Annotated in this window: 23 protein-coding genes and 1 pseudogene; 14 read left to right on the forward strand and 10 right to left on the reverse strand. The window is 69.3% G+C overall.

The genetic code is table 11. From position 1 onward, the window contains the following. Window positions 1-984: a sugar ABC transporter permease gene (locus tag KBX08_RS07835; RefSeq protein ID WP_307850476.1), complete on the reverse strand. Its 984-nt coding sequence runs from the start codon at window positions 982-984 to the stop codon at window positions 1-3. Next, window positions 981-2,267 carry an ABC transporter substrate-binding protein gene (locus KBX08_RS07840; RefSeq protein ID WP_210781907.1) on the reverse strand — a complete coding sequence of 429 codons (1,287 nt, stop codon included), beginning with the start codon at window positions 2,265-2,267 and terminating at the stop codon, window positions 981-983. The genes KBX08_RS07835 and KBX08_RS07840 overlap by 4 nt, the downstream gene beginning before the upstream one ends. Before the next feature lie 592 nt (window positions 2,268-2,859). Between KBX08_RS07840 and KBX08_RS07845 the strand changes: the two genes are divergently transcribed. The 4 genes and pseudogenes from KBX08_RS07845 to KBX08_RS34635 form a co-directional block, all read left to right on the forward strand. Beyond that, the gene (locus tag KBX08_RS07845) at window positions 2,860-4,950 is read left to right on the forward strand and encodes a heavy metal translocating P-type ATPase (RefSeq protein ID WP_210782011.1); all 2,091 of its coding nucleotides are present in this window, start codon (window positions 2,860-2,862) and stop codon (window positions 4,948-4,950) included. Between the two features lie 60 nt (window positions 4,951-5,010). Continuing rightward, a complete protein-coding gene (locus KBX08_RS07850; RefSeq protein WP_210781909.1) occupies window positions 5,011-5,451 on the forward strand; it encodes a DUF6153 family protein in 441 nt (146 codons plus the stop codon). Window positions 5,452-5,547: 96 nt separating this feature from the next. Next, window positions 5,548-6,210, forward strand: a complete 663-nt coding sequence (locus KBX08_RS07855; RefSeq protein WP_210781911.1) for a DUF305 domain-containing protein — start codon at window positions 5,548-5,550, stop codon at window positions 6,208-6,210. 180 nt (window positions 6,211-6,390) lie between these two features. Beyond that, window positions 6,391-6,605 (forward strand): annotated as a pseudogene (locus KBX08_RS34635) (creatininase family protein); the annotation flags it as partial. Between the two features lie 102 nt (window positions 6,606-6,707). On the opposite strand, the gene KBX08_RS07865 reads toward KBX08_RS34635, so the two are convergent. Further along, complete coding sequence (locus KBX08_RS07865; RefSeq protein WP_210781913.1) at window positions 6,708-7,100, reverse strand: ester cyclase; 393 nt, start codon at window positions 7,098-7,100, stop codon at window positions 6,708-6,710. 129 nt (window positions 7,101-7,229) lie between these two features. Here KBX08_RS07865 and KBX08_RS07870 point away from each other — a divergent pair, with 129 nt between their 5' ends. Both KBX08_RS07870 and KBX08_RS07875 read left to right on the forward strand, forming a co-directional pair. Continuing rightward, a complete protein-coding gene (locus tag KBX08_RS07870; RefSeq protein ID WP_210781914.1) occupies window positions 7,230-7,829 on the forward strand; it encodes a TetR/AcrR family transcriptional regulator in 600 nt (199 codons plus the stop codon). Window positions 7,830-7,963: 134 nt separating this feature from the next. Next, window positions 7,964-8,146 (forward strand): hypothetical protein, encoded by a 183-nt coding sequence (locus KBX08_RS07875; protein WP_210781916.1) that lies wholly within the window; start codon window positions 7,964-7,966, stop codon window positions 8,144-8,146. Between the two features lie 57 nt (window positions 8,147-8,203). On the opposite strand, the gene KBX08_RS07880 is transcribed toward KBX08_RS07875, so the two are convergent. After that, on the reverse strand, window positions 8,204-8,458 hold the full coding sequence (locus tag KBX08_RS07880) for a flavin reductase (protein WP_210781918.1): 255 nt from the start codon (window positions 8,456-8,458) through the stop codon (window positions 8,204-8,206). 280 nt (window positions 8,459-8,738) lie between these two features. Here KBX08_RS07880 and KBX08_RS07885 point away from each other — a divergent pair, with 280 nt between their 5' ends. Together KBX08_RS07885 and KBX08_RS07890 are read left to right on the forward strand one after the other, a co-directional pair. Then, window positions 8,739-9,539, forward strand: coding sequence for a helix-turn-helix transcriptional regulator (locus KBX08_RS07885; protein ID WP_210781920.1), 801 nt, complete (start codon window positions 8,739-8,741; stop codon window positions 9,537-9,539). Further along, a complete protein-coding gene (locus KBX08_RS07890) occupies window positions 9,533-9,715 on the forward strand; it encodes a DUF397 domain-containing protein (protein ID WP_210782013.1) in 183 nt (60 codons plus the stop codon). Before KBX08_RS07885 ends, KBX08_RS07890 begins: the two co-directional genes overlap by 7 nt. Window positions 9,716-9,887: 172 nt before the next feature. On the opposite strand, the gene KBX08_RS07895 is transcribed toward KBX08_RS07890, so the two are convergent. Both KBX08_RS07895 and KBX08_RS07900 read right to left on the reverse strand, forming a co-directional pair. Then, window positions 9,888-10,961, reverse strand: a complete 1,074-nt coding sequence (locus tag KBX08_RS07895) for a hypothetical protein (RefSeq protein ID WP_210781924.1) — start codon at window positions 10,959-10,961, stop codon at window positions 9,888-9,890. After that, window positions 10,958-11,299 carry a PadR family transcriptional regulator gene (locus KBX08_RS07900; protein ID WP_210781926.1) on the reverse strand — a complete coding sequence of 114 codons (342 nt, stop codon included), beginning with the start codon at window positions 11,297-11,299 and terminating at the stop codon, window positions 10,958-10,960. Before KBX08_RS07900 ends, KBX08_RS07895 begins: the two co-directional genes overlap by 4 nt. Window positions 11,300-11,408: 109 nt before the next feature. On the opposite strand from KBX08_RS07900, the gene KBX08_RS07905 reads away from it, so the two are divergent. From KBX08_RS07905 to KBX08_RS07915, 3 genes are all read left to right on the forward strand, one after another. Further along, on the forward strand, window positions 11,409-12,113 hold the full coding sequence (locus KBX08_RS07905; RefSeq protein WP_210781927.1) for a VOC family protein: 705 nt from the start codon (window positions 11,409-11,411) through the stop codon (window positions 12,111-12,113). Window positions 12,114-12,298: 185 nt separating this feature from the next. Further along, a complete protein-coding gene (locus tag KBX08_RS07910) occupies window positions 12,299-12,730 on the forward strand; it encodes a hypothetical protein (protein WP_210781928.1) in 432 nt (143 codons plus the stop codon). 47 nt (window positions 12,731-12,777) lie between these two features. Beyond that, window positions 12,778-13,053 carry a hypothetical protein gene (locus tag KBX08_RS07915; RefSeq protein ID WP_210781930.1) on the forward strand — a complete coding sequence of 92 codons (276 nt, stop codon included), beginning with the start codon at window positions 12,778-12,780 and terminating at the stop codon, window positions 13,051-13,053. A 459-nt stretch (window positions 13,054-13,512) separates the two neighbouring features. Here the strand turns inward: KBX08_RS07915 and KBX08_RS07920 are convergent, their stop codons facing one another. Further along, entirely contained in the window at window positions 13,513-14,223 is a 711-nt protein-coding gene (locus tag KBX08_RS07920; RefSeq protein WP_210781932.1) for an HAD family hydrolase, read from the reverse strand. Window positions 14,224-14,377: 154 nt separating this feature from the next. Here KBX08_RS07920 and KBX08_RS07925 point away from each other — a divergent pair, with 154 nt between their 5' ends. Then, a complete protein-coding gene (locus KBX08_RS07925; protein ID WP_210781934.1) occupies window positions 14,378-15,022 on the forward strand; it encodes a hypothetical protein in 645 nt (214 codons plus the stop codon). Window positions 15,023-15,052: 30 nt separating this feature from the next. Here the strand turns inward: KBX08_RS07925 and KBX08_RS07930 are convergent, their stop codons facing one another. After that, window positions 15,053-15,631 carry a TetR/AcrR family transcriptional regulator gene (locus KBX08_RS07930; protein WP_238688247.1) on the reverse strand — a complete coding sequence of 193 codons (579 nt, stop codon included), beginning with the start codon at window positions 15,629-15,631 and terminating at the stop codon, window positions 15,053-15,055. Between the two features lie 179 nt (window positions 15,632-15,810). Between KBX08_RS07930 and KBX08_RS07935 the strand changes: the two genes are divergently transcribed. Beyond that, a complete protein-coding gene (locus tag KBX08_RS07935) occupies window positions 15,811-17,010 on the forward strand; it encodes a low temperature requirement protein A (RefSeq protein WP_210781938.1) in 1,200 nt (399 codons plus the stop codon). Window positions 17,011-17,014: 4 nt separating this feature from the next. Here KBX08_RS07935 and KBX08_RS07940 read toward each other — a convergent pair whose 3' ends face one another. Continuing rightward, window positions 17,015-17,929 (reverse strand): RNA polymerase sigma-70 factor, encoded by a 915-nt coding sequence (locus KBX08_RS07940; RefSeq protein ID WP_210781940.1) that lies wholly within the window; start codon window positions 17,927-17,929, stop codon window positions 17,015-17,017. A 157-nt stretch (window positions 17,930-18,086) separates the two neighbouring features. Between KBX08_RS07940 and KBX08_RS07945 the strand changes: the two genes are divergently transcribed. Beyond that, on the forward strand, window positions 18,087-18,470 hold the full coding sequence (locus tag KBX08_RS07945) for a DoxX family protein (protein WP_210781942.1): 384 nt from the start codon (window positions 18,087-18,089) through the stop codon (window positions 18,468-18,470). An 88-nt stretch (window positions 18,471-18,558) separates the two neighbouring features. Here KBX08_RS07945 and KBX08_RS07950 read toward each other — a convergent pair whose 3' ends face one another. Beyond that, a complete protein-coding gene (locus KBX08_RS07950) occupies window positions 18,559-19,158 on the reverse strand; it encodes a TetR/AcrR family transcriptional regulator (protein WP_210781944.1) in 600 nt (199 codons plus the stop codon). Window positions 19,159-19,209 lie beyond the last annotated feature (51 nt).

Raw genomic sequence — 19,209 nt, forward strand, 5'->3', positions numbered from 1 at the left:
TCAGCGCCTCTCTCCGTCGTCGCTGCCCGGAGCAGCGGTGCCGAACAGCTTCACGAAGACGAAGGCGATGATCGCCACGGTGATGAAGATCAGCACCGACATCGTCGAACCGATGCCGAGGTTGAGGCCCCGGATCAGGTTGTTGTAGGCGAGCATCGACACCGACGACGTCTCGTTGCCTCCGGCGGTCAACACGAAAATGTTGTCGAAGACCCGGAACGCGTCCAGGGTGCGGAACAGCAACGCGACCAGGATCGCCGGCTTCATCACCGGCAGCATCACCTTGGTGAACTTCTGCCAGGCGGTCGCGCCGTCGGTGGAGGCCGCCTTGAGCAGGTCCTCCGGGACCAGCGCCAGGCCGGCCATCAGCAGCAGCGCCATGAACGGGGTGGTCTTCCAGATCTCCGCCAGCATGATGATCGCCAGGGAGCTGGCCCGTTCGGTGAGCGGCGCGCCGTCGCTGAACAGGTCGGCCAGGTAGCCGGTGCCGGGCGTCCAGGCGTACCGCCAGGAGAACGCGGCGACCACTGTGACGATCCCGTACGGGATCAGCGCCGAGGTCCGGACCAGGCCGCGCCCGATCAGGGTGCGGTGCATGATGATCGCCAGGCCCATGCCGAGCACCAGCTCGACGGCGACGGTGACCACCGTGATCAGCATGGTCACCCCGAACGCGGTCCACCAGAACTCGTTGGTGAGCACAGTGACGTAGTTCTCCAGCCCGATGAACTCACGCTGGTCGGGGAAGCGCAGGTCGAAGCGCTGCAACGACAGCCAGACCGAGTAGATGATCGGGTACGCGGTCACCGCGATCATGACCAGCGCGGCTGGCGCGCAGAGCAGCAGACCGAGCCGGCGTTCGGCCTTCTTGTTCTCGCTCAACGGGGGCTTGCGACGGCCGCCGCGTTGCTTCGGTACGGCGGCGGGCCGGCGGGTCTCCTCAGCGGCGACGTCGGCGCCGGTCGGCGTGGCGTTGATACTCACGGCAGGACCCCCTTGGACTGGAGGGCGTCGGCGATGGCGCCGCGCAGCTCGTCGGCGGTCTGCTGCGGGCGGATCCCGGACGGCGGCGACAGGATCGCCGACATCACTGTGGAGATGCTCTGGTAGGCGGGGGTCAGCGGACGCGTCGCGGGCTCCTTCAGCTCCTCCAGGATGGTGTCCTTCATCGGGTACGCCTCGGTCATCTCCGGGTCGTCGAAGACGGCCTCGATGGTCGGCGGCACACCGTCGTTGATGGCGGAGAACTTCTGATGCTCGGCGCTGCGGATGCACCGGGCCGCCTCGAAGGACTGCTCCGGGTGCTTGGAGTAGGAGCTGACCGCCAGGTTGACCCCACCGATGGTGACCTTGCTGGGGGTGCCCTCGTCGATGCCCGGGATCCGAGCCCAGCCGACCTGCTTGGCCAGCTCCGGGTTCGCCTCCTGAAGTGCGGGGTAGACGAACGGCCAGTTCACCTGGAACGCGCCCGCGCCGGACTGGAACTCCAGCCGAACCGGGTCCTCGGTGGCGTTGCTGAACGACGGCGAGGTCACGCCCGACGTGGCGAACGTCTTCAGCTGCTCCAACGCCCGGACCGTGCCCTCGTCCATCACGGCCTTCGTACCGTCGTCGTTGAGGATCTTCCCGCCGGCGCTTTCGGCGAGGGTGTTGTAGAGGACGACCAGACCCTCGTACTGCGCGCCCATGGTGAGCACCTGGTACGGCTTGCCCTGGTCCTTGAGCTGCTGGGCCGCGTTGATCATCTGGTCCCAGGTGGTCGGCGGCTGCGGCACCAGGTCCTTGCGGTACCAGAGCAACTGGACATTGGTGTTCTTCGGCGCCGCGTACAACTTGTCCTCGTACCGGGCGGTGTCCAACGGCCCGGCGAGGGTGCCCTGCTCGACCTCGGCCTTGTCCTGGCCGGTCCACTCGCGGATCCAGTCGGCGCTGGCGAACTCCTGGGTCCACGTGACGTCGAGCCCGAGCAGATCCATCCCGCTGTCCTCGGCGGCCAGCCGGCGCACCATCTGCACCCGCTGGTCGTCGGCCTGCCGGGGCAGCACCCGATAGGCGATCTCGTACCGTCCCTGAGCCTGCGCGTTGCAGTCGTCGACGACCTTCTGCAGGTTCTGCTCCGGCGGGTAGTACAGGTTGATCGTCGGTGGGCCACCGGCGTCGTCCGCGCCACACGCGGCCAGCGGCGCCACGAGTGCCAGTGCGGCAGCCGCCGCGCCCAGCCGAACAACCGGCCGGCGTCGGTGTCGAGCCGTTTCGGGGTCCGTCATCGCCCTCCCCCTCTCCTCGGCGAAAGACCGGGGAGGGCATCCGTGCCCCGGCGCACGGCGAGCCGATTCCGAGTCGGCAAGCTGCGGAAACTCCGGCCCGGATGCTCTGTAGCGGCTACTCTGCCCCACCCGCGAAGTCGCGAAACCTGGCTGTCACACCGAGAGTGCACACAGCGACCGGCCCTCGGTGCCCTGCGCCCCGACCGCGCGTGATCGCGCTGGCAGCGGAGGGTTCGGCAGTAACCGACGGGCGGTGTGAGCATGATCGGCGCGCGGGCGGGTAGCGGCAGCGCACCGACTCCTCGCCAAGTTTGGAAGGCACCCATGCGAACACCGCTGTGTCGAGGTTCGAGACCTACCCGAAGTCGGTCAACCTCGGCCGGGCGGGATCAGGCCGATAGGCACGAGCATTGCCGCTGGCACCCCGACTCGCCGCGCCGCGCCGCACAGGCCCGCTCAGGTGACGTGCAAGACATCGGCGACCCTAGACGCCGATACCCCCCGGGGGTATGTTGGGAGCGAGGAGGCGATCGTGATGTCGCACGACCACCAGCACCACCAGATGAACATCTCCACCCAGGCGATAGACCGGATGAACGGACACGGTGACCACGCCGGTCACTCGAAGGAACCCGGCGGGCGCGATGCCCCCGCAGGAAAGCACGACGCGCACGCCGGGCATGACAAGCACGCCGGGCATGACCCGGAGGCGTTTCGGCGCAAGTTTTGGCTGAGTCTGGCGTTGACGGTGCCGATCGTGGTGACCAGTCACATGGTGATGGACTGGTTCGGCTATCAGTTGGACTTCCCGGGCATCGGGTGGGTGGGTCCGGTGCTGGGCACTGTGGTGTTTGCCTACGGCGGGTGGCCGTTCCTGCAGGGCGCGGTGCGGGAGTTCCGCGACCGGGCGCCGGGAATGATGCTGCTGATCGCGATGGCGATCACCGTCGCTTACGTCGCTTCTCTGGCGACGGCGGTGGGCGCGTTCGACCTGGACTTCTGGTGGGAGCTGGCTGCCCTGGTCACGATCATGCTGCTCGGGCACTGGCAGGAGATGAAGGCCATCGGCCAGGCCCAGGGCGCGCTGTCCGCTTTGGCGGCGCTGCTGCCCGACGACGCCGAACGTCTCGGTGGCGACGGTCAGCCCGAGCAGGTGCGCGTCAGTGACCTGGACGTCGGCGATGTGGTGCTCGTGCGACCAGGCGGGCGGGTGCCGGCCGACGGGCGGATCTCCGACGGCCGGGCGGAGCTTGACGAGTCGATGATCACCGGTGAGTCCCGTCCGGTGCCGCGCGAGGCGGGGGATCGGGTGGTGGCCGGCACGGTGGCCACCGACGCGGCTATCCGGGTCCGGGTCGAGGCCGTCGGTGAGGGCACCGCCCTGGCCGGGATCCAGCGCCTGGTCGCGCAGGCGCAGCAGTCCAGCGGCCGGGCGCAGGTGCTGGCCGACCGGTTCGCCGCCTGGCTGTTCTACATCGCCACCGCCACAGCCGTGGTGACGCTGCTGGCCTGGACGGTGTTCGGCAACCTCGACGAGGCGGTCGTGCGCACGGTGACGGTGCTGGTGATCGCCTGCCCGCACGCGCTCGGCCTGGCCATACCTCTGGTGATCGCTCTGTCCACCGCCGTCGCCGCCAAGGGCGGCATCCTGATCAAGGACCGCCTCGCCCTGGAACGGATGCGCACGGTCGACGCGGTGTTGTTCGACAAGACCGGCACCCTCACCCGCGGCGAACACGCCGTCACCGGCGTCGCCGCCGCCACCGGAAGCAGCGACGCCGACGTCCTGGCGATCGCGGCGGCGGTGGAGGCCGACAGCGAGCATCCCCTCGCCCGGGCCATCGTCACTGCCGCCGCCCAGCAGGGGGCCCGGCGCACCGCGACGGGGTTCCGGTCACTGACCGGGCGCGGGGTACGCGCCGAGGTCGACGGCGTCAGCTACGCCGTCGGCGGGCCCGCGCTGCTGCGCGAACTGCACGCCACGGCGCCGGATGACCTGCGCCGCCAGCACGACGAGTGGTCGGGCCGGGGAGCCGCGGTGCTGCACCTGCTGCGCCTCGACGACGATCAGGCCAGCGTGATCGGCGCCCTCGCCCTCGAAGACCAGGTCCGCCCCGAAGCGCGGCAAGCCATCGCCGAACTACGCCAGCAGGGCATCCGCAAGATCGCCATGATCACCGGTGACGCCCGTCCGGTCGCCGAGGCGGTCGCCGCGGACCTGGGCTTCCGCCCGGGCGAGGATGAGGTGTTCGCCGAGGTGCTGCCGGCGGACAAGGACGACGCCGTGGCCGAACTACAGAAACGCGGACTACGAGTGGCGATGGTCGGCGACGGCGTCAACGACGCCCCCGCGCTGGCCCGCGCCGACGTCGGGATCGCGATCGGCGCCGGCACCGACGTCGCCATCGAGTCCGCCGGGGTGGTCCTCGCCTCCTCCGACCCGCGCGCAGTCGCAGGGGTGATCCGACTGTCGCGCGCCTCCTACCGAAAGATGATCCAGAACCTGGCCTGGGCCGCCGGTTACAACGTGATCGCCCTCCCGTTGGCCGCCGGCGTGCTCGCCTGGGCTGGGGTGACCCTCAGCCCCGCGGTCGGGGCGGTGTTGATGTCCGCCTCCACCATCGTGGTCGCCCTCAACGCCCAACTCCTGCGCCGCGTGCACCTACGCCCCGCCGACGACTGAGGCACGGCGATCGCGGGATCGGCGGGAATGAGCGCCCGGCGGCACGCTAGCGTGGAGCGCATGACCCAGCCAGCAGCACGAACCGGACATCTGGTCCGGTTCGTGCTGCTGGCCTGCACCCTCATCGGGCTGGCCGCCATGCACAGCCTCGGCCACGACCCGTCCTCGATGCAATCCGACGGTGGGCACAGCGGGCACAGCAGCCCCACCACCGCCGTACTGGCCCCGCCCGCCGCCCAAGACGGATGCACCAGCGACACCTGCGACCAGCAAACGGTTACACCGGCCGGCCACGGCAACGGGCACATGCCCGGCTGGCAGGTGTGCCTGGCCGTGGTCACCGCTCTCAGCCTCGCGGTTGTCCTCGGTCTCCTGCTGTTCACGCGCACCAGCCGCGCCCACACCCGCATCCGCTCTGCCTGCCGTGCCACAAGTTGCCGGGCACCGCCCGCGCGCAGGCTCGGACTACACCTGGCCTCGGTGTCGGTGCTGCGCACATAGGGGCACCCGCGTCGCCCGGCGGGTACCTCCGTCGGCTGCGTCGCGCGCCTGTCCCATGCACGCAGTTTTCCTTGACACCGAAAGGCACAACCCGCGATGACTCGCACTCGCCTGCGCCGCGCCGTCATGGCCGCGCTCACCTTCACCGCCGCCGTCATCCTCACGGGATGCGGCGCCGGCGACCACAGCTCCGCCGCGGGCGGGCACAGCTCCACCATGGCCAGCCCGACCGCCACCAGCGGCCAGAACACCAGCCCTGGGGCCGGCAACCCGGCTGACGTCATGTTCGCCCAGATGATGATCCCGCACCACCAGCAGGCCGTGCAGATGGCCGACCTCGCCGCCACCCGCGCCACCGGCCCCGAGGTCAAGCAACTCGCCGCCCAGATCAAGGCCGCCCAAGGGCCAGAGATCGACACCATGACCCAGTGGCTGGCCGCCTGGGGCACTCCCACACCGACGGCCAACAACACCGGCATGCACCACGGCACGAGCCCCAGCGCCATGCCCGGCATGGACCACAGCATGCCCGGCATGATGACCGACGCCGACATGGCCAAACTCGCCGCCGCCACCGGCACCAAGTTCGACAAGCAGTTCCTCACCATGATGATCGCCCACCACCAGGGCGCTATCACCATGGCCAAGGACGAGACCACAAACGGCGCCAACGCCGACGCCAAGGCCCTCGCCCAGCAGATCATCGATGACCAGCAGGCCGAGATCGCCACCATGAACAAGATCCTCGCCCTGATCTAACGATCGGTTGCCCGGGCGTCTCACGACGCCCGGGCACTCGCCACCTTCTCGCTGGCAGGGCAGGTTGCGCCTGGCCGTGCGCACTTCGACGGCGAGCCGTCGAAGTCGCCCTTCAGAAAACATGCAATCTACGTAAAGACACAGATCAGGGTCATCTCTGAAGCGCTGGCGGTCGGTAGAAGCAACGTCGTTCAGAAAGCCAACGTCGCCGGACCGAGGATGACTCTGTTCCCGCTCGGGCCGACTGGGACGACGCTCGACTGCCCGCCGGCCTGCACAGCCGAGCACACCAGGACATGCATGCTGGTGAACTCGAGGTTTCGCTGCTTCTGCACGTTGCGCTCGAGGTGGTGCGTGATGGCCGCCAGGATGCCGACCACCCGGGTAGCGAGCGCTCCGCGGCATGTCAGTGGACGTGATCTTCGGTTGGCCGATCTGATTCCCGTAGTCGGGACTTTGGTCGGCAGCCCTTCGGAAGCCGACCAAAGACTTCGAGGTCAGGCGGTCAGTTGCCGAAGCATCTCGGCTGAATCGTGCAGGTTCGTCATCTGCACGAATCGACCGTCACTGACTTTGTAAATCGCGTATTCGACGATTTCGAACGAGGCACCGGAAGGAGGAACACCCAGCCACTCCTTCGCCGGAGTGCCGGTGTTGATCGCGCGTACGGCGATTCCGTCACGGTCGAAGAGCAGTTCCTTGACCTCCCAGTGAATGTCGGGAACGGCATCGACGATTCCCTTCAGGACCGTGACGACGTCGTCCCGGGTGCCAGGCTCGCCGTTCAGCAGGACCTGGTCGTTGATGAACTCGTCCATGCCGTCGAACTCATGGGCGTTGAGCGCTGCGGCGTACCGCATGTACCAGCTACGTAGCTCGTCTTCAGCCATCGGATTGCCCCTTTCGTTGGTGCCGCTCGATGCGAAGCATCTGCGCTCCACAGATTTCGGCACCGATCGGTGCCGAACCTGACACTAGCAGTTCAGCACCGATCGGTGCACAAGCAGTAGAATGCTGTGATGGAGGAGACACGAATGGGCCGGCCGCGAGCGTTCGACGCCGACGCCGCGCTCGAAAAGGCAATGGTGATCTTCTGGGAGCAAGGCTACGAGGGAGCCAGCCTCACTGACCTGACCGAAGCCATGGGCATCTCCCGCAAGAGCATGTACGCGGCCTTCGGCAACAAGGAGCAGCTCTTCCGAAAGGCGTTGCAGCGATACACCGAAGGCCCCGGCGCCTACGTCAGCCAGGCGTTACAAGCACCCACCGCCCGCGAGGTGGCCACGATGTTCCTCGCCGGCTCCATTCGGGCCAACACCCTGCCCGGATGGCCCACGGGATGCCTGGGCGTGCAGGGCGCGCTGGCCGTCGGCAAGACCGGGCGAATCGCGCACGACACCCTGACCGAGTGGCGCGCCCACGGCCAGGCGCACCTACGCGAGCGGTTCCAGCGGGCCGTCGAGGAGAGCGACCTGCCCGCCGACGCCGACCCAGACCTGATCGCCCGCTTCATCATGACGATCGCGAACGGCATGGCCGTGCAAGCGGCGGGTGGTGCGGAACGCGAGGACCTCCGACGCGTCGCCGACACCGCTCTGCGATGCTGGCCGCCAGCCTGACAAATGCCGCTCACACGATTAGGCGTGGAAGCCGAGTGGCCCTCGGAGCGGTTCGAGGCGGAGCGCGCCAAGATCAACGCCGCCGTGGAAGCCGAAATGAACGGCGACGACGCCGCTCCCCGCGCCGATGCCGCATGACCTCGGAGCCGCAGCCACCAGGCCGACTGATCCTGGACCGGTCGCCCCTGCTGGGATACGCCGTCCTTCTGCGGGAGTCGGCCTTCTGGCAGCGCAGGACCCGCCGCTTCGACCTGGCGGCGGCCGCCGTGGCGGGCCTGATCCACGACGCCGCGGTGCTCACCGGCGAGGGGCCCTGATACTCCGACGGGGTGTCGCTGATCCACTTTCCGGGATGAACGACGGCGGGCCGAGCGTCAGCTTCGGGCCCTGGCCCAGGAGAGGAAACGCTCGGTCATCCTGGTCGGTGGATGATCCGGGTGGAGTTGGGTGAGCTGGTTCGTCGCCTCGTGCATCAGAGTGCCGAGGTAGATCAGCAGTGCGGTCCGGCTGGTCCGGTACTCCGTCAGCAGGGCGAGCTTGGCCGGTTGGCAGGGCCACTCGGCGCCACAGTTGCGGCACCGCCACAGCGGACGCATGGCGACGTGCGGGACGGGCGGCCGGACCACCATCACCGCCACCGCGCCGAGGGCTGCTGGGTTGTCGGGGTGAGCACATCGACCTCCTCGGGGACGGGCAAGGGGCCGCTCCCGCAAGGGGGAGACGGGAGCGACCCCGGAGGGCAGGGCCCGCCGCCGCCATTCCGGCCACCAGCGGACCCGCCACTGGTGACAGTGTGGTGATGAGGCGACTACCGTCGATACGTGCTCGCGCCGTTTGTGCAGCTCAGCGGTCCAGGTGAGCACCCACGAGGGACACGCCGGGCCAGACTGAGCGAAGGTTGGGGAATCAATGGGGACCGTCACCGACTACGTGCTGGAGGAACTGCGTCTGTTCCGGGCGGGGTCCGGGCTCAGTCAGGACGACTTCGGCAGGGGCATCGGCTATTCGGGTTCGCACGTCAGCTCGGTGGAGACCGGCGGGCGACCGCCCACGAAGGAGTACATGAGGGCGGTCGACAACCACCACCAGACCGGCGGACGCTTCCTCCGCATGCTGGACGGGTTGGCCCGGCTCGACGCCGAGCCGGCCTGGCTGCGCGAGTGGATCGAGTTCGAGCGGGAGGCGACCACGCTGCGCTGGTTCGAGTTGGCGTACGTGCCGGGCCTGCTCCAGACCGAGCGGTACGCCCGCGCGACGCTGGCCGGTGGCCGGTTCGACGCCGAGGATGTGGACCGAATCGTCGCCTCCCGGCTGGAGCGCCAGGCGATCCTGCACCGCCCGCGCCCGCCGCAGCTCATCGCCGTACTGGACGAGGCGGTGCTGCGCCGGCCGGTGCTCGACCAGCCGGGTCTCATGGTCGAGCAGTGCGAGCACCTGGCCCAGTTGGCGACGGCGGAGCATATCCAGGTGCACATCGTGCCGGTGGATGCTGGGATGTATATGGGATTGGCCGGTCAGTTCATCATCGCCGAGATGCCGGACGGTGAGCGGGTGGCTCACGCCGACAACCAGCTCACCGCGCAGTTCGTCGATGCACCGACCGACGTCGCTAAGCTGGCGAAGACGTGGGAGATCGTGCGGAACGAGGCGCTCCCCCGCCGGCAGTCAATCGAGCTGATCAAGGAAGTGGCGAAGTCATGGGCATGCTGACCCCACAGTGGCGGAAGTCGACCCGGTCCGGCGGCAACGGCGGGTCCTGCGTCGAGGTCGCCGACAACCTGCCGAGCGTGGTGCTGGTGCGCGACACCAAGGACCGCGACGGCGGCACCCTGCACGTCGACCCGACCGCCTGGAAGACGTTCGTCGCGTACGCCAAGCAGCACTGAACACGAAACTCGGAGAAGACCCCTCTACCTAGGGCACTCTGAGATCTTGGACAGTTTCCGTTATGACAGAACGGAAACTGTCCAAGATCTACCCTGAAAAGTCCCGCGACCGCCGGCAGTCAGTTCGATGACGAACTACCGCCCCGGCCATCGGACAGCAGCGGCCTGAGCCTCAGCTTGCTATCGCTGCTTCCTGCGTTTCCGGCTGGGTGCCCGGACGGGCGAGCCGGGTCGTGGCACCCGCGAGCACGGCACCGGCGATGGTCAGGGCGAGAATCTGCCAGGCCGGTCCGAACGGGTAGTAGGGGCCGGGTGTGAATGCGCTGTGCACGGTGAAGACCGGACCGACGTCGCCGTGATCTCGGAATGTCCGCAACACGTTGCCGTACAGGGCTACTGCCGGCAGAGCGAGCGCGATCAGAGCGACGGCCCAGAGCCCGGCGGAGGCGCGTCGCCGTTCGGCCGACGCCTCCACGATCCGGTAGGCGAGTGCCGCTGGGAACAGCCACCCGACGACAAGTCCGATCAGGATGCCCATCACGATCAGAGGTAGGAACATGGGCCTGCTCTGCGCCCAACCGTCGAGGTGGACAGAACCGTGGTCGGCGGTGAGGTAGCCCCGCACCTGGAGTGTCAGCCCGTTCGACGTGGCGGTGAACGTTGAGTTGCGCATCGGCAGGTCGACGAAGGATTTGGTGTCGGGATTGAACGCGACCGCTTTGCCGCCGAGCGGCGTGATGTCGGAAACGGACCAGCCGTCAGCGGCGAACCGCTGCCGGGCCTTCTCAGCGTCCCAGGCGCCATCGACTTCGGTAGTCGTCGAGATCGACTCCTCCACCCACGGTGACGCGACACGCAGCTGGCTGGAATCGCTGGCGGCACCGCTGGCCCGCTGGGCCAGGCTGGCGATCGTGGCGTCGTCGGGTAGGTCCGCGAACGTCTGGGAACCTGCCCACGACCCTGCGGCCCCACCGAAAGCGCCCATCGTCAGGGCGAGGAGGACCGCCGCGACAACCGCAAACGGCCGGCGTGCGGGGAGCCGGAGCCGGTGGCGCACGCCGCTGGCGAGCAGGTGCAGGGCTTCCCCGGGCCGAGGGCGGCGCTGCCCGGGGGCCGCCATCTCGAGGAGCGTCGTGATCATCTCGTTGCCGTACCGCTGCCGGTGCCGGCCCGGGTATGCCAGCAGCAGCGTGCGGTAGTGGCGTTCGAGACTGTGGTCGTCGGTCGACCAGGCGGCGGCGGTCATGCGATCACCGTCCCGAAGCCCGGGGCACCACCGAGGCGCTTGCTCAACTGGGTATCGGCCGCCGTGGCGTGCCGACGCAACCGCTCGGCCTGGGTTTGCAGGGCGGCCGCTCCCGCCTCGTTGAGCCGGTAGTAGCGACGCAGCCTCCCGTCGACGACCTCCTCCCGGTCAACCTCGATCAGGTCCTGCTCGACCAGGCGGTCGAGCGCGCCGTAGAGCGTGCCAGGCCGCAGCTTGACGTCACCCGCCGACAACTCCTCCACCGCTTGCACGACTCCATAGCCATGCAACGGCTGCGCGGCCAGAGCGGTGAGGATGAGGAAGGTAGATTCATGCATGAGCGCATAGTACGTGCGGCGTTATATAACGGCAAGGATTCTATTTGGGATCGCTCCGGCCCAGAACCTCTGCCCGGACACGTTCGCCCGGACCAGGCATGCTGGGACGATGATCGCGCGCTTCAAGGACCTCTGTCTCGACGCCACCGACCCGCTCGCGCTCGGCGCCTTCTGGGCCCGGATGCTCGACGGTGACGTGGCCGATGCCGGTGACGACGACACCCGGGTGGACCCGCGCTCGGCGCGCTCGAACGCCGAGTCCATCTGGGTGAACAAGGTGCCCGAGCCTCGGGTCGGCAAGACCCGCGTACACCTGGATCTGCGGTTGGCTGGGGCGGACCCGGCGGCGTTGGTCGCGGATGGCGCCCGGCTGGTTCGCGAACCGGGTGGCGAGGCGACCTGGTGGGTGCTCGACGACCCGGAGGGCAACGAGTTCTGCGCGTTCCCGGCCCGCGACGGCACCCGACCGGGCCCGTTCGAGCTGGTCGTGGACTCGGCCGACCCGGCGGCGCAGGCGACCTGGTGGGCCGGGGTGGTCGGCGGCACCGTCGAGCACGAGCCGAGCACCTCGTCGGTGGTCGGCGCGTCCGGTTTCCCCTGGGACTACTGGGTGTTCGTCGGGGTGCCCGAGCCCAAGACGGTCAAGAACCGGCTGCACTGGGACGTCGACCTGGTCGACCCGGAGCCGATGGCGCTGATCGCGGCGGGCGCGACGCTGCTGAGTGAGCCGCTCGACGAGGCGCACTGGTGGTGGGTGCTGGCCGACCCGGAGGGCAACGAGTTCTGCGCCTTCACCCCACGCCCCACCGGGTGAACGACCGACTACCGAGCGCGGGCGTCGTCGGCTAGCGTTTTCCTAGCGCCGTAGCCAGCGCGTTCGCCGCCGCCGTCGACACGCCTCCGGCCGACCCATGCCTGCCCGATCGGTTGGTAATCGCGGGAACGTCCCACCGCCGCTCCCCCGGTTCGGCAGGATCGTCCCAACGAGGAGGTGCCGTCGTGCAGGACACCCGCGCTCTCGCCCTGACGTTCGAGGTGAGCGGCCTGCCACCGGTCAAGACCGAAGCGTTGTCCATCTTCGCCGCCGGGCACCGGCAGGCGACGAGGGTCCGCACCCTGCTCCAGGCCGCCCTCGCCGCGGCCCAGCGCACCGGCTGGACGCCGTTGCCCGGGCCGATCGAGGTGGACCTGGTGTTGCGCTGCCCGCCAGGGCACCGTACGTCCGACGCCAGCACCCTTCTCGGCGGCGTCTGTGCGGTGTTGCAGGACAAGAAGCGGGTGTCGAACATCGGCCTCGCCCACCTCGGCGTGCTGGTGGACGTCGCCCTCTACGACGACGACCGGCAGATCCGCCGGCTGTCGTACCACGAGGAGCCGGCGGAGGAGTTCTCGTACCAGGTGCGGGTCGCCGCCGTACCGACCGGGGTTTGACCGACGTCCGCGGTGGGGTATCGCGGACGCCGACGAAGGGAGCACCGATGTCGGAGCCACATGTCACGCTCGACCCCCGCGGGCTCGATCCCGTGCAGCAGAAGCTGCGCGGCCCGCTGGAGGAGCAGCTGACCTCGGCGCTTCAGGCGGCCACCGAGCGGGTCCGCTCCGGCTACGCCGGTGAACCGGTAGAGCAGGTCTGCCAGCGGTTGTTGGAGGAGACCCGCTCCGGGTTGCATCCCGACATCGCTGCCGGGTTCAACCCGGACATGGACGAGTTCTGCCGGGTGGCGGTGGCGATCGTCCGCCGCGAGGCCGGCTGAGCCGCAGCGGCTCTCAGTATCGGCTGAGCTGAGGAGAGATCTGCGCTTCATGCCGCCGTCCTGACAGTCGAACCGGCGCGCGGTCTGCCCCGCTCGCAACGGTCGAACGATTCGCGGGCGGGTCAGGACCGGGTCCGCAACTACCCGGCCCTGACCCTCGGCCGTCCGACAGGGAAGCGGACAGCTCCGGCACCCCGCCGCGCGGGCGTGGCACGACGCCGCGCGCCAGAACGGGGTGAGCCAGCCACTTCGCACTCAGCTCCACGGTGCTCACCCGCCGAACGTCGACGCGCCCCGACACACCCCGAAGGGCCGTGAGCGCCGGACCAGGTTAGGCGCGCTCCGACCGGCCGGACAAGCCGCGTCGGACGACCGGCGGCAGGACTTCTTCCACGCTGAAAATCGGGCAGGTCGGCGTAACGCGACCATGATCCCCGACGCTGTTCGGCGTCGGTACGGTCAGAAGTGGCGCAGCAGGTCCCGGAACGCGGCGAGCCGCAGCACCCCACCGTCTGTCGGGTCCAGCTCGTCGTCCTCCAGCACCCAGGTGTTCGCGTTCGGAATGAACACCGCGTTCAACCCGGCGGCCCGCGCCGGCAGGATGTCGGACTTCGGGGAGTTGCCGATCATCCACGCGCCGTCCGGCGCGAAGCCGTGCTCCCGAGTGAGCCACCGGTACGTGTCGACGTTCTTCTCGGCGACGATGTGCGCGGCGCCGAAGTGGTGCAGCAGACCGCAGGCGTCCAGCTTGCGCTGCTGCTCCTCCCGATCGCCCTTGGTGAGCAGCAGCAACTCGTGCCGGCCGCCCAACTCGTCGAGCGCGTCGGCCACCCCGGGCATCAGCTCCACCTGGTGCTCGACGAGGGCCACCGCCAGCCGGTCGATCTCCTGACGTTCGGAGTCGGTGGCCGGCCGCTCGCGCAGCCGCTCCAGGCACTCCGCCAGGCTGCGCAGAAAGACCTTGCTGCCGTACCCGTGCGCCACCGCGTTGGCCCGCTCGATGTCGTCGAGGACGGCCCGCAGCGCGGCCCGGTCCAGGGTGGGATGGTCCAGCCAGCCCAGGAAGTCGTCGATCACCCGCTCGAAGACGACGTTGTTCTCCCACAACGTGTCGTCCGCATCGAAGATCAACACCTGTGCCTGTCGTCGCGCCGCCACGCCGACCGTCATGCCATCCCCTCCCCGTGCCACCGCCCCCAAGGCCGAGAGACAGGATAGGCGGGAGATCGATTTGAGATCTTCCGGATTTTCGTGAACCGTTCCGGCACGGCCGTCGTCATGCGGAGGCGACATCAGGTTCGGGACGGCTCTTGAGGAGTGCGGCATGTTCACCACGAAGTGGGTCACCGGGGCGGCGATGCTGGCCTGCGCCAGCGCGCTGGTGGCGTGCCAGGGCGGTGCGGACAAGGCGCCGGGCGCCGCGGCGGGCACGCCGACGCCGTCGGGCACCGTGACAGGCGCGCCGACACCGACGGCAGCGGGACCGACCACGTCGTCGGCAGCGGCGACCGACCCACTGCTGTCCGGCAAGCGCGAGGTCACGATCACCCGCGTGCAGGGTTCGGGGCAGCCGTTGGAGATCAGCGGGCGACTCGAGGAGGGCGGCGACACCGGCGGTCGCATCCTGTTCGTGCCGACACCGATCGGCGGCGACCGGTACGTGATCAGGGCATTCGGCACCAGGGACGACCACCCCGTCAATGACGACCCGTCCTGCTGGCAGGTGAACGGCCTGGACATCGAGCCCGAACTGACCATCGGGGCCGTCGTCTGCGACCAGGACGACCCGATCCAGCGGTTCACCATCATCGCCAAGGGCGACGGCACGTACGCGATCGGCAGCGAGACCCGATTCCTGCAGCACCTCCCCGGCAACGGTCTCGTCCTCAAGGAGTTGGGCAACGCCAAGCTGAACACCACGTTCCGGTTCACCGACAAGGGCCCGGCCGACCGCCAGCCCATCAACTGACCACGATCGGGGGCGTCGGCGGCGGCCCGGTCAGGGCCACCGCAGCAACCGTTGCGCGATCAACGCCTCGCGGTCCTCCTGCCCCTCGGGTCGCAGCCGGCCACCGCGGGTGAGCATCACCACGCCGTGCAGCAGGCTCCAACCCACCTCGGCCAGGGTGTCCGGGTCCCGCCCCTCGGCCAGCGGGGTCAGGGCCGCCCGCAACTCGGCGAAGACCGACCGCGGCGCGGCCGGCACACCATCCACGCCGAGGGCCAGGTCGGGGGTCAGCGCGAGCATGGCGTCATAGACCTCAGGATTCGTGTACGCGAAGTCGAGGTACGCGGTCGCGACCGCCGGCCAAGCCCCGTCGGGGCTGCCGGCGGTCTCCGCGTGCGCCTCGGCGAGGTCGGCGGCCAGATCGGCGAAGGCGCACACCGCGACGGCGGCGATCAGCGCCTCCAGATCGGCGAAGTGCCGATAGATGTCGCCCATGTCGATCTCGGTGCGTTCGGCGAGCCGTCGGGTGGTCACGCCCGCCCAGCCCTCCGTCTCGGCCAGCTCTCGCGCGACGGTGACGATGAGGTCACGCCGGTCCTGTTCAGTGGCCTTCTCGGCAGGTCCGGGCACGCCCACGAGCGTAGAGGCGTACACCTGCCGTAGCGGTCGGGTGACAGATTGGTGACTGTTGTGGTGGGCCGGTTCCCTCGCTCCACGTGCCACAGCCGCCCCCTGGCTCGTTAGGCGAGGAGATCACCGCGACGGGAGGGGCACGTGATCGTGCGGCGACACCGGCGCGTGGCGAGCCCATGAGGAACACCCCCGACAGACTGTTGCGCAGCGAGGCATCCCGCCAGCGGGCCACCTTTCTGGAGCTCTTCCTCGACCTGGTCTTCGTCTTCGCCCTCACCCGGATCTCGGCGCGGCTGATCGCCGACTTCACCGACGGCCAACGGGGCGTGTACGCGGGCCTCGGCCAGGCTCTGCTGCTGTTCCTGGCGCTGTGGGCGGTCTGGTCGGTGACGGTCTGGTCGACCAGTTGGCTGGACCCGGACGCCCCGATCGTCCAGACCGTCATCGTCATGACGCTGGTGGGTGCCATGACGATGGCCGTCGCCGTGCCGCACGGCTTCGGCGCACGGGCCTCCCTCTTCGCCATCACCCTGGTGACCCTCCAGATCGGCCGAGTGGTGTTCTTCCACGTCGCCGGGCACGGCCGGCCGGACCCACACCAGTCGATCCGGATCCTGTTCTGGTTCGGCTTGAGCGCACCGCTCTGGGTCGTCGGCGGGCTGGTCGACGACGGCACGGTTCGTGGGTCACTCTGGACCTTCGCCGTGCTGATCGACTACACCGGGCTGTTCCTCGGCTGGCCGACCCCCCGACTCGGCGCGCAACGGCTCGGCGTGCAGATGATCGCCGCCGAGCACCTGGCCGAGCGGTACCAACAGTTCCTCCTCATCGCTCTCGGCGAGGCGATCTTCGTCATCGGCCTCGCCTTCAGCGGCAGCGAGTTCCACATCGACCAGACGGGTGGGTTCGTCCTGGCGCTGGCGAGCACAGTCCTGCTCTGGCGGATCTACTTCCACGTCGCGGGAGGAATGCTGGGCACCGCCGTCGACCATTCCCGTAACCCGGCCCGACTCGCTACCGACATGGCGTTCGCCCACATGGTCATGATCGCGGGGATCGTGCTCACCGGCGTCGGCTTCGAGCTGTTCATCGCCGAGCCGCTCGGGCACCTCCCGGCGACCTGGCTCATCGCCATCTTCGGCGGCCCGGTGCTCTTCCTCGCCGGACGATCGGCGCTGGAATACCAGGTCTTCGGTCGGGTGTCCCGGTCCCGGCTGGCCGGCCTGCTGGCCTTCGGCCTGCTGATCCCGGCAGCACTGCACCTCCAGCCCCTCACCGCCGGCGCCGTCGCCGCCGTGGTGCTGCTCGGCGTCGCCAGCGCGGACGCGCGACGCTCCCGTCGACACCCATCAGAGACACCCACGCCCCCGTACTAGGCAGTCAACGGCGCAGGGTGGTCTCCCGCCGCATGTGGGACAACTTCTCAGGGTTGCGCACCGCGTAGACCCCACTGATGAGACCGCCGTCGATACGCAACGCGAGGACCGTGTCGACAGCGCCGTCGAGCCGCAGAACCAGCGCCGGGTGACCGTTGACCTGAGCGGGGTGCAGCGACATGGTCGCGACCCTGGCGTGTCTGCTGCACAGCAGGCGGGCCACCTTGTCGGCCCCGGCGACAGGCCGCAGCACGGCCTGCTTGATGCCGCCGCCGTCGCCGAGGAGCACGACATCCGGCGCGAGGACGTCGAGGAGCCCCTGCACGTCGCCGGTCTCGACCGCCAGCCGGAACGCGTCCAACGCCCGCCGGGTGTCCGCCGGGGAGACCATCCCGCGCGGCCGGCGCGCGGCGACATGCGCCCGCGCACGGTGGGCGATCTGACGGACCGCTGCCGAACTCTTGTCGACCGCCTCGGCGATCTCGTCGTATCCAATGTCGAAGACCTCACGGAGGACGAACACCGCCCGCTCGGTCGGCGCCAGCGTCTCCAGCACCAGCAGCATCGCCATCGAGACGCTCTCGGCGAGTTCGACGTCGTCGGCGACGTCGGGCGCTGTCAGCAACGGCTCGGGTAGCCAGGAGCCGACGTAGGACTCCCTGCGCCGGCCGACCGCACGCAGCCGGTTGAGCGACTGGCGGGTGGTGATCCGGACCAGGTAGGCACGCTGGTCCCGAACCGTCGCGTGATCCGCGTCCGCCCACCGCAGCCAGGTCTCCTGGAGTACGTCCTCCGCGTCGGCAGCCGAACCGAGCATCTCGTACGCGACGGTGAAGAGGAGGTTTCTGTGGTTGACGAACGCGTCGACGGTGCCGTCCCCCCGGCCGTCCGCACTCACGATTCCGCCTCCCGCATCCATACGTCCTCCAGTCTCGCCGAACTCGACCGCGTCGCTCACCAGACACCGGCCTCCCGACTTCTGTGACACCGGGCGTCGGTGCTCCTCGTCACTTCACGAGCTGTCACAGCGCACCGGCCGGCGGTGTCTCCTGTGCGACCCGATACGGAGGCAAATCATGAACCTGGCACTGTGGATCGCGGCCGGCCTGTTGGCCACAATTGCCCTGGCCGGCGGCATCACCAAGACGTTCGTACCCAAGCAGAAGTTGTCCGCCGCCAACGGCGGCGGGTGGACCGGCGACGCCAGCGTGGGCTTCGTCAAGACCCTCGGGGTCCTCGAACTCCTGGCCGCTGTCGGCTTCATCCTGCCCGCCGTGCTCGACATCGCACCGGTGCTCGTGCCGGTGACCGCGATCTGCTGGGTTCTGCTGATGGTCGGCGCGATGATCACCCACCTGCGCTACGGCGAGGCGAGGTTCATGGTGCTGAATCTGATCTATCTCGCGCTGGCCGCGTTCGTGGCCTGGGGCCGCCTCGGACCCGAGCCCTTCACCGGCTGAGTTGAGCCCGCTCCCGCCCCGGCTGACCGACGGTGCCCCGCTGTTCTCCGCAGGGTGGCGGCGCGGCCCGCGCGGGGCGGCGCGGCGCTCAGGAGGGTGCGGCGGCGGGGAAACCGTCGGTGAGCGCGCCGATCACCCGCTGGATCCGGTGATCCGCTGACGAGTCGGTGTGGCCGGTCAACGCGACGTGGTGCAGGACGCTGACCACCGCCAGAGCCAGTGCCTCGGCGTCGGCGCCGGCAGGCACCCGCCCACGGGTCTGCTCGGCGGCCAGATAGTCGGCGACCGCGCGTTCGATCCCCCGCAGCCCCGACATTCCACTGCCCAGGACCGCCTCGACGTTCGCCGTCAACTCCGGGCGGAAGGCGGTCAGCCGGGTCAACGCCGTCAGCGTGCCCAACGGCGTGGCCAGGACGGCCCGACGCAGGTTGTCGGCGACAGTGCCGGACCCGGCGCGCTCCGGCAGGCCGGCCACCTCGCCCGAGATCTGGAAGACGCGGTCGACAGCGAACCCGGTCAGGAAGTCGTCGAAGTTCGCGAAGTGCGCGTAGAGCAGGCCGGTCGCGACGCCGGCCTCGCGCGTCACGGCCCGGCCGGTGAGCCTGCTCGGCCCCTCTTCCACTATCAACCGCTCGACGGCAGCGAAGAGCTGCTGTCTGAGCGCTGGGATGGCGACTCCGCGCGGCATGGCTGAAGTCTAGGCGGTGCCGCCGCCGCCGTTTGCGCCGGTATGAACAGT

This window comes from Micromonospora sp. H61 (genome assembly GCF_018070325.1).
In the GTDB taxonomy this organism is placed as follows: domain Bacteria; phylum Actinomycetota; class Actinomycetes; order Mycobacteriales; family Micromonosporaceae; genus Micromonospora; species Micromonospora salmantinae.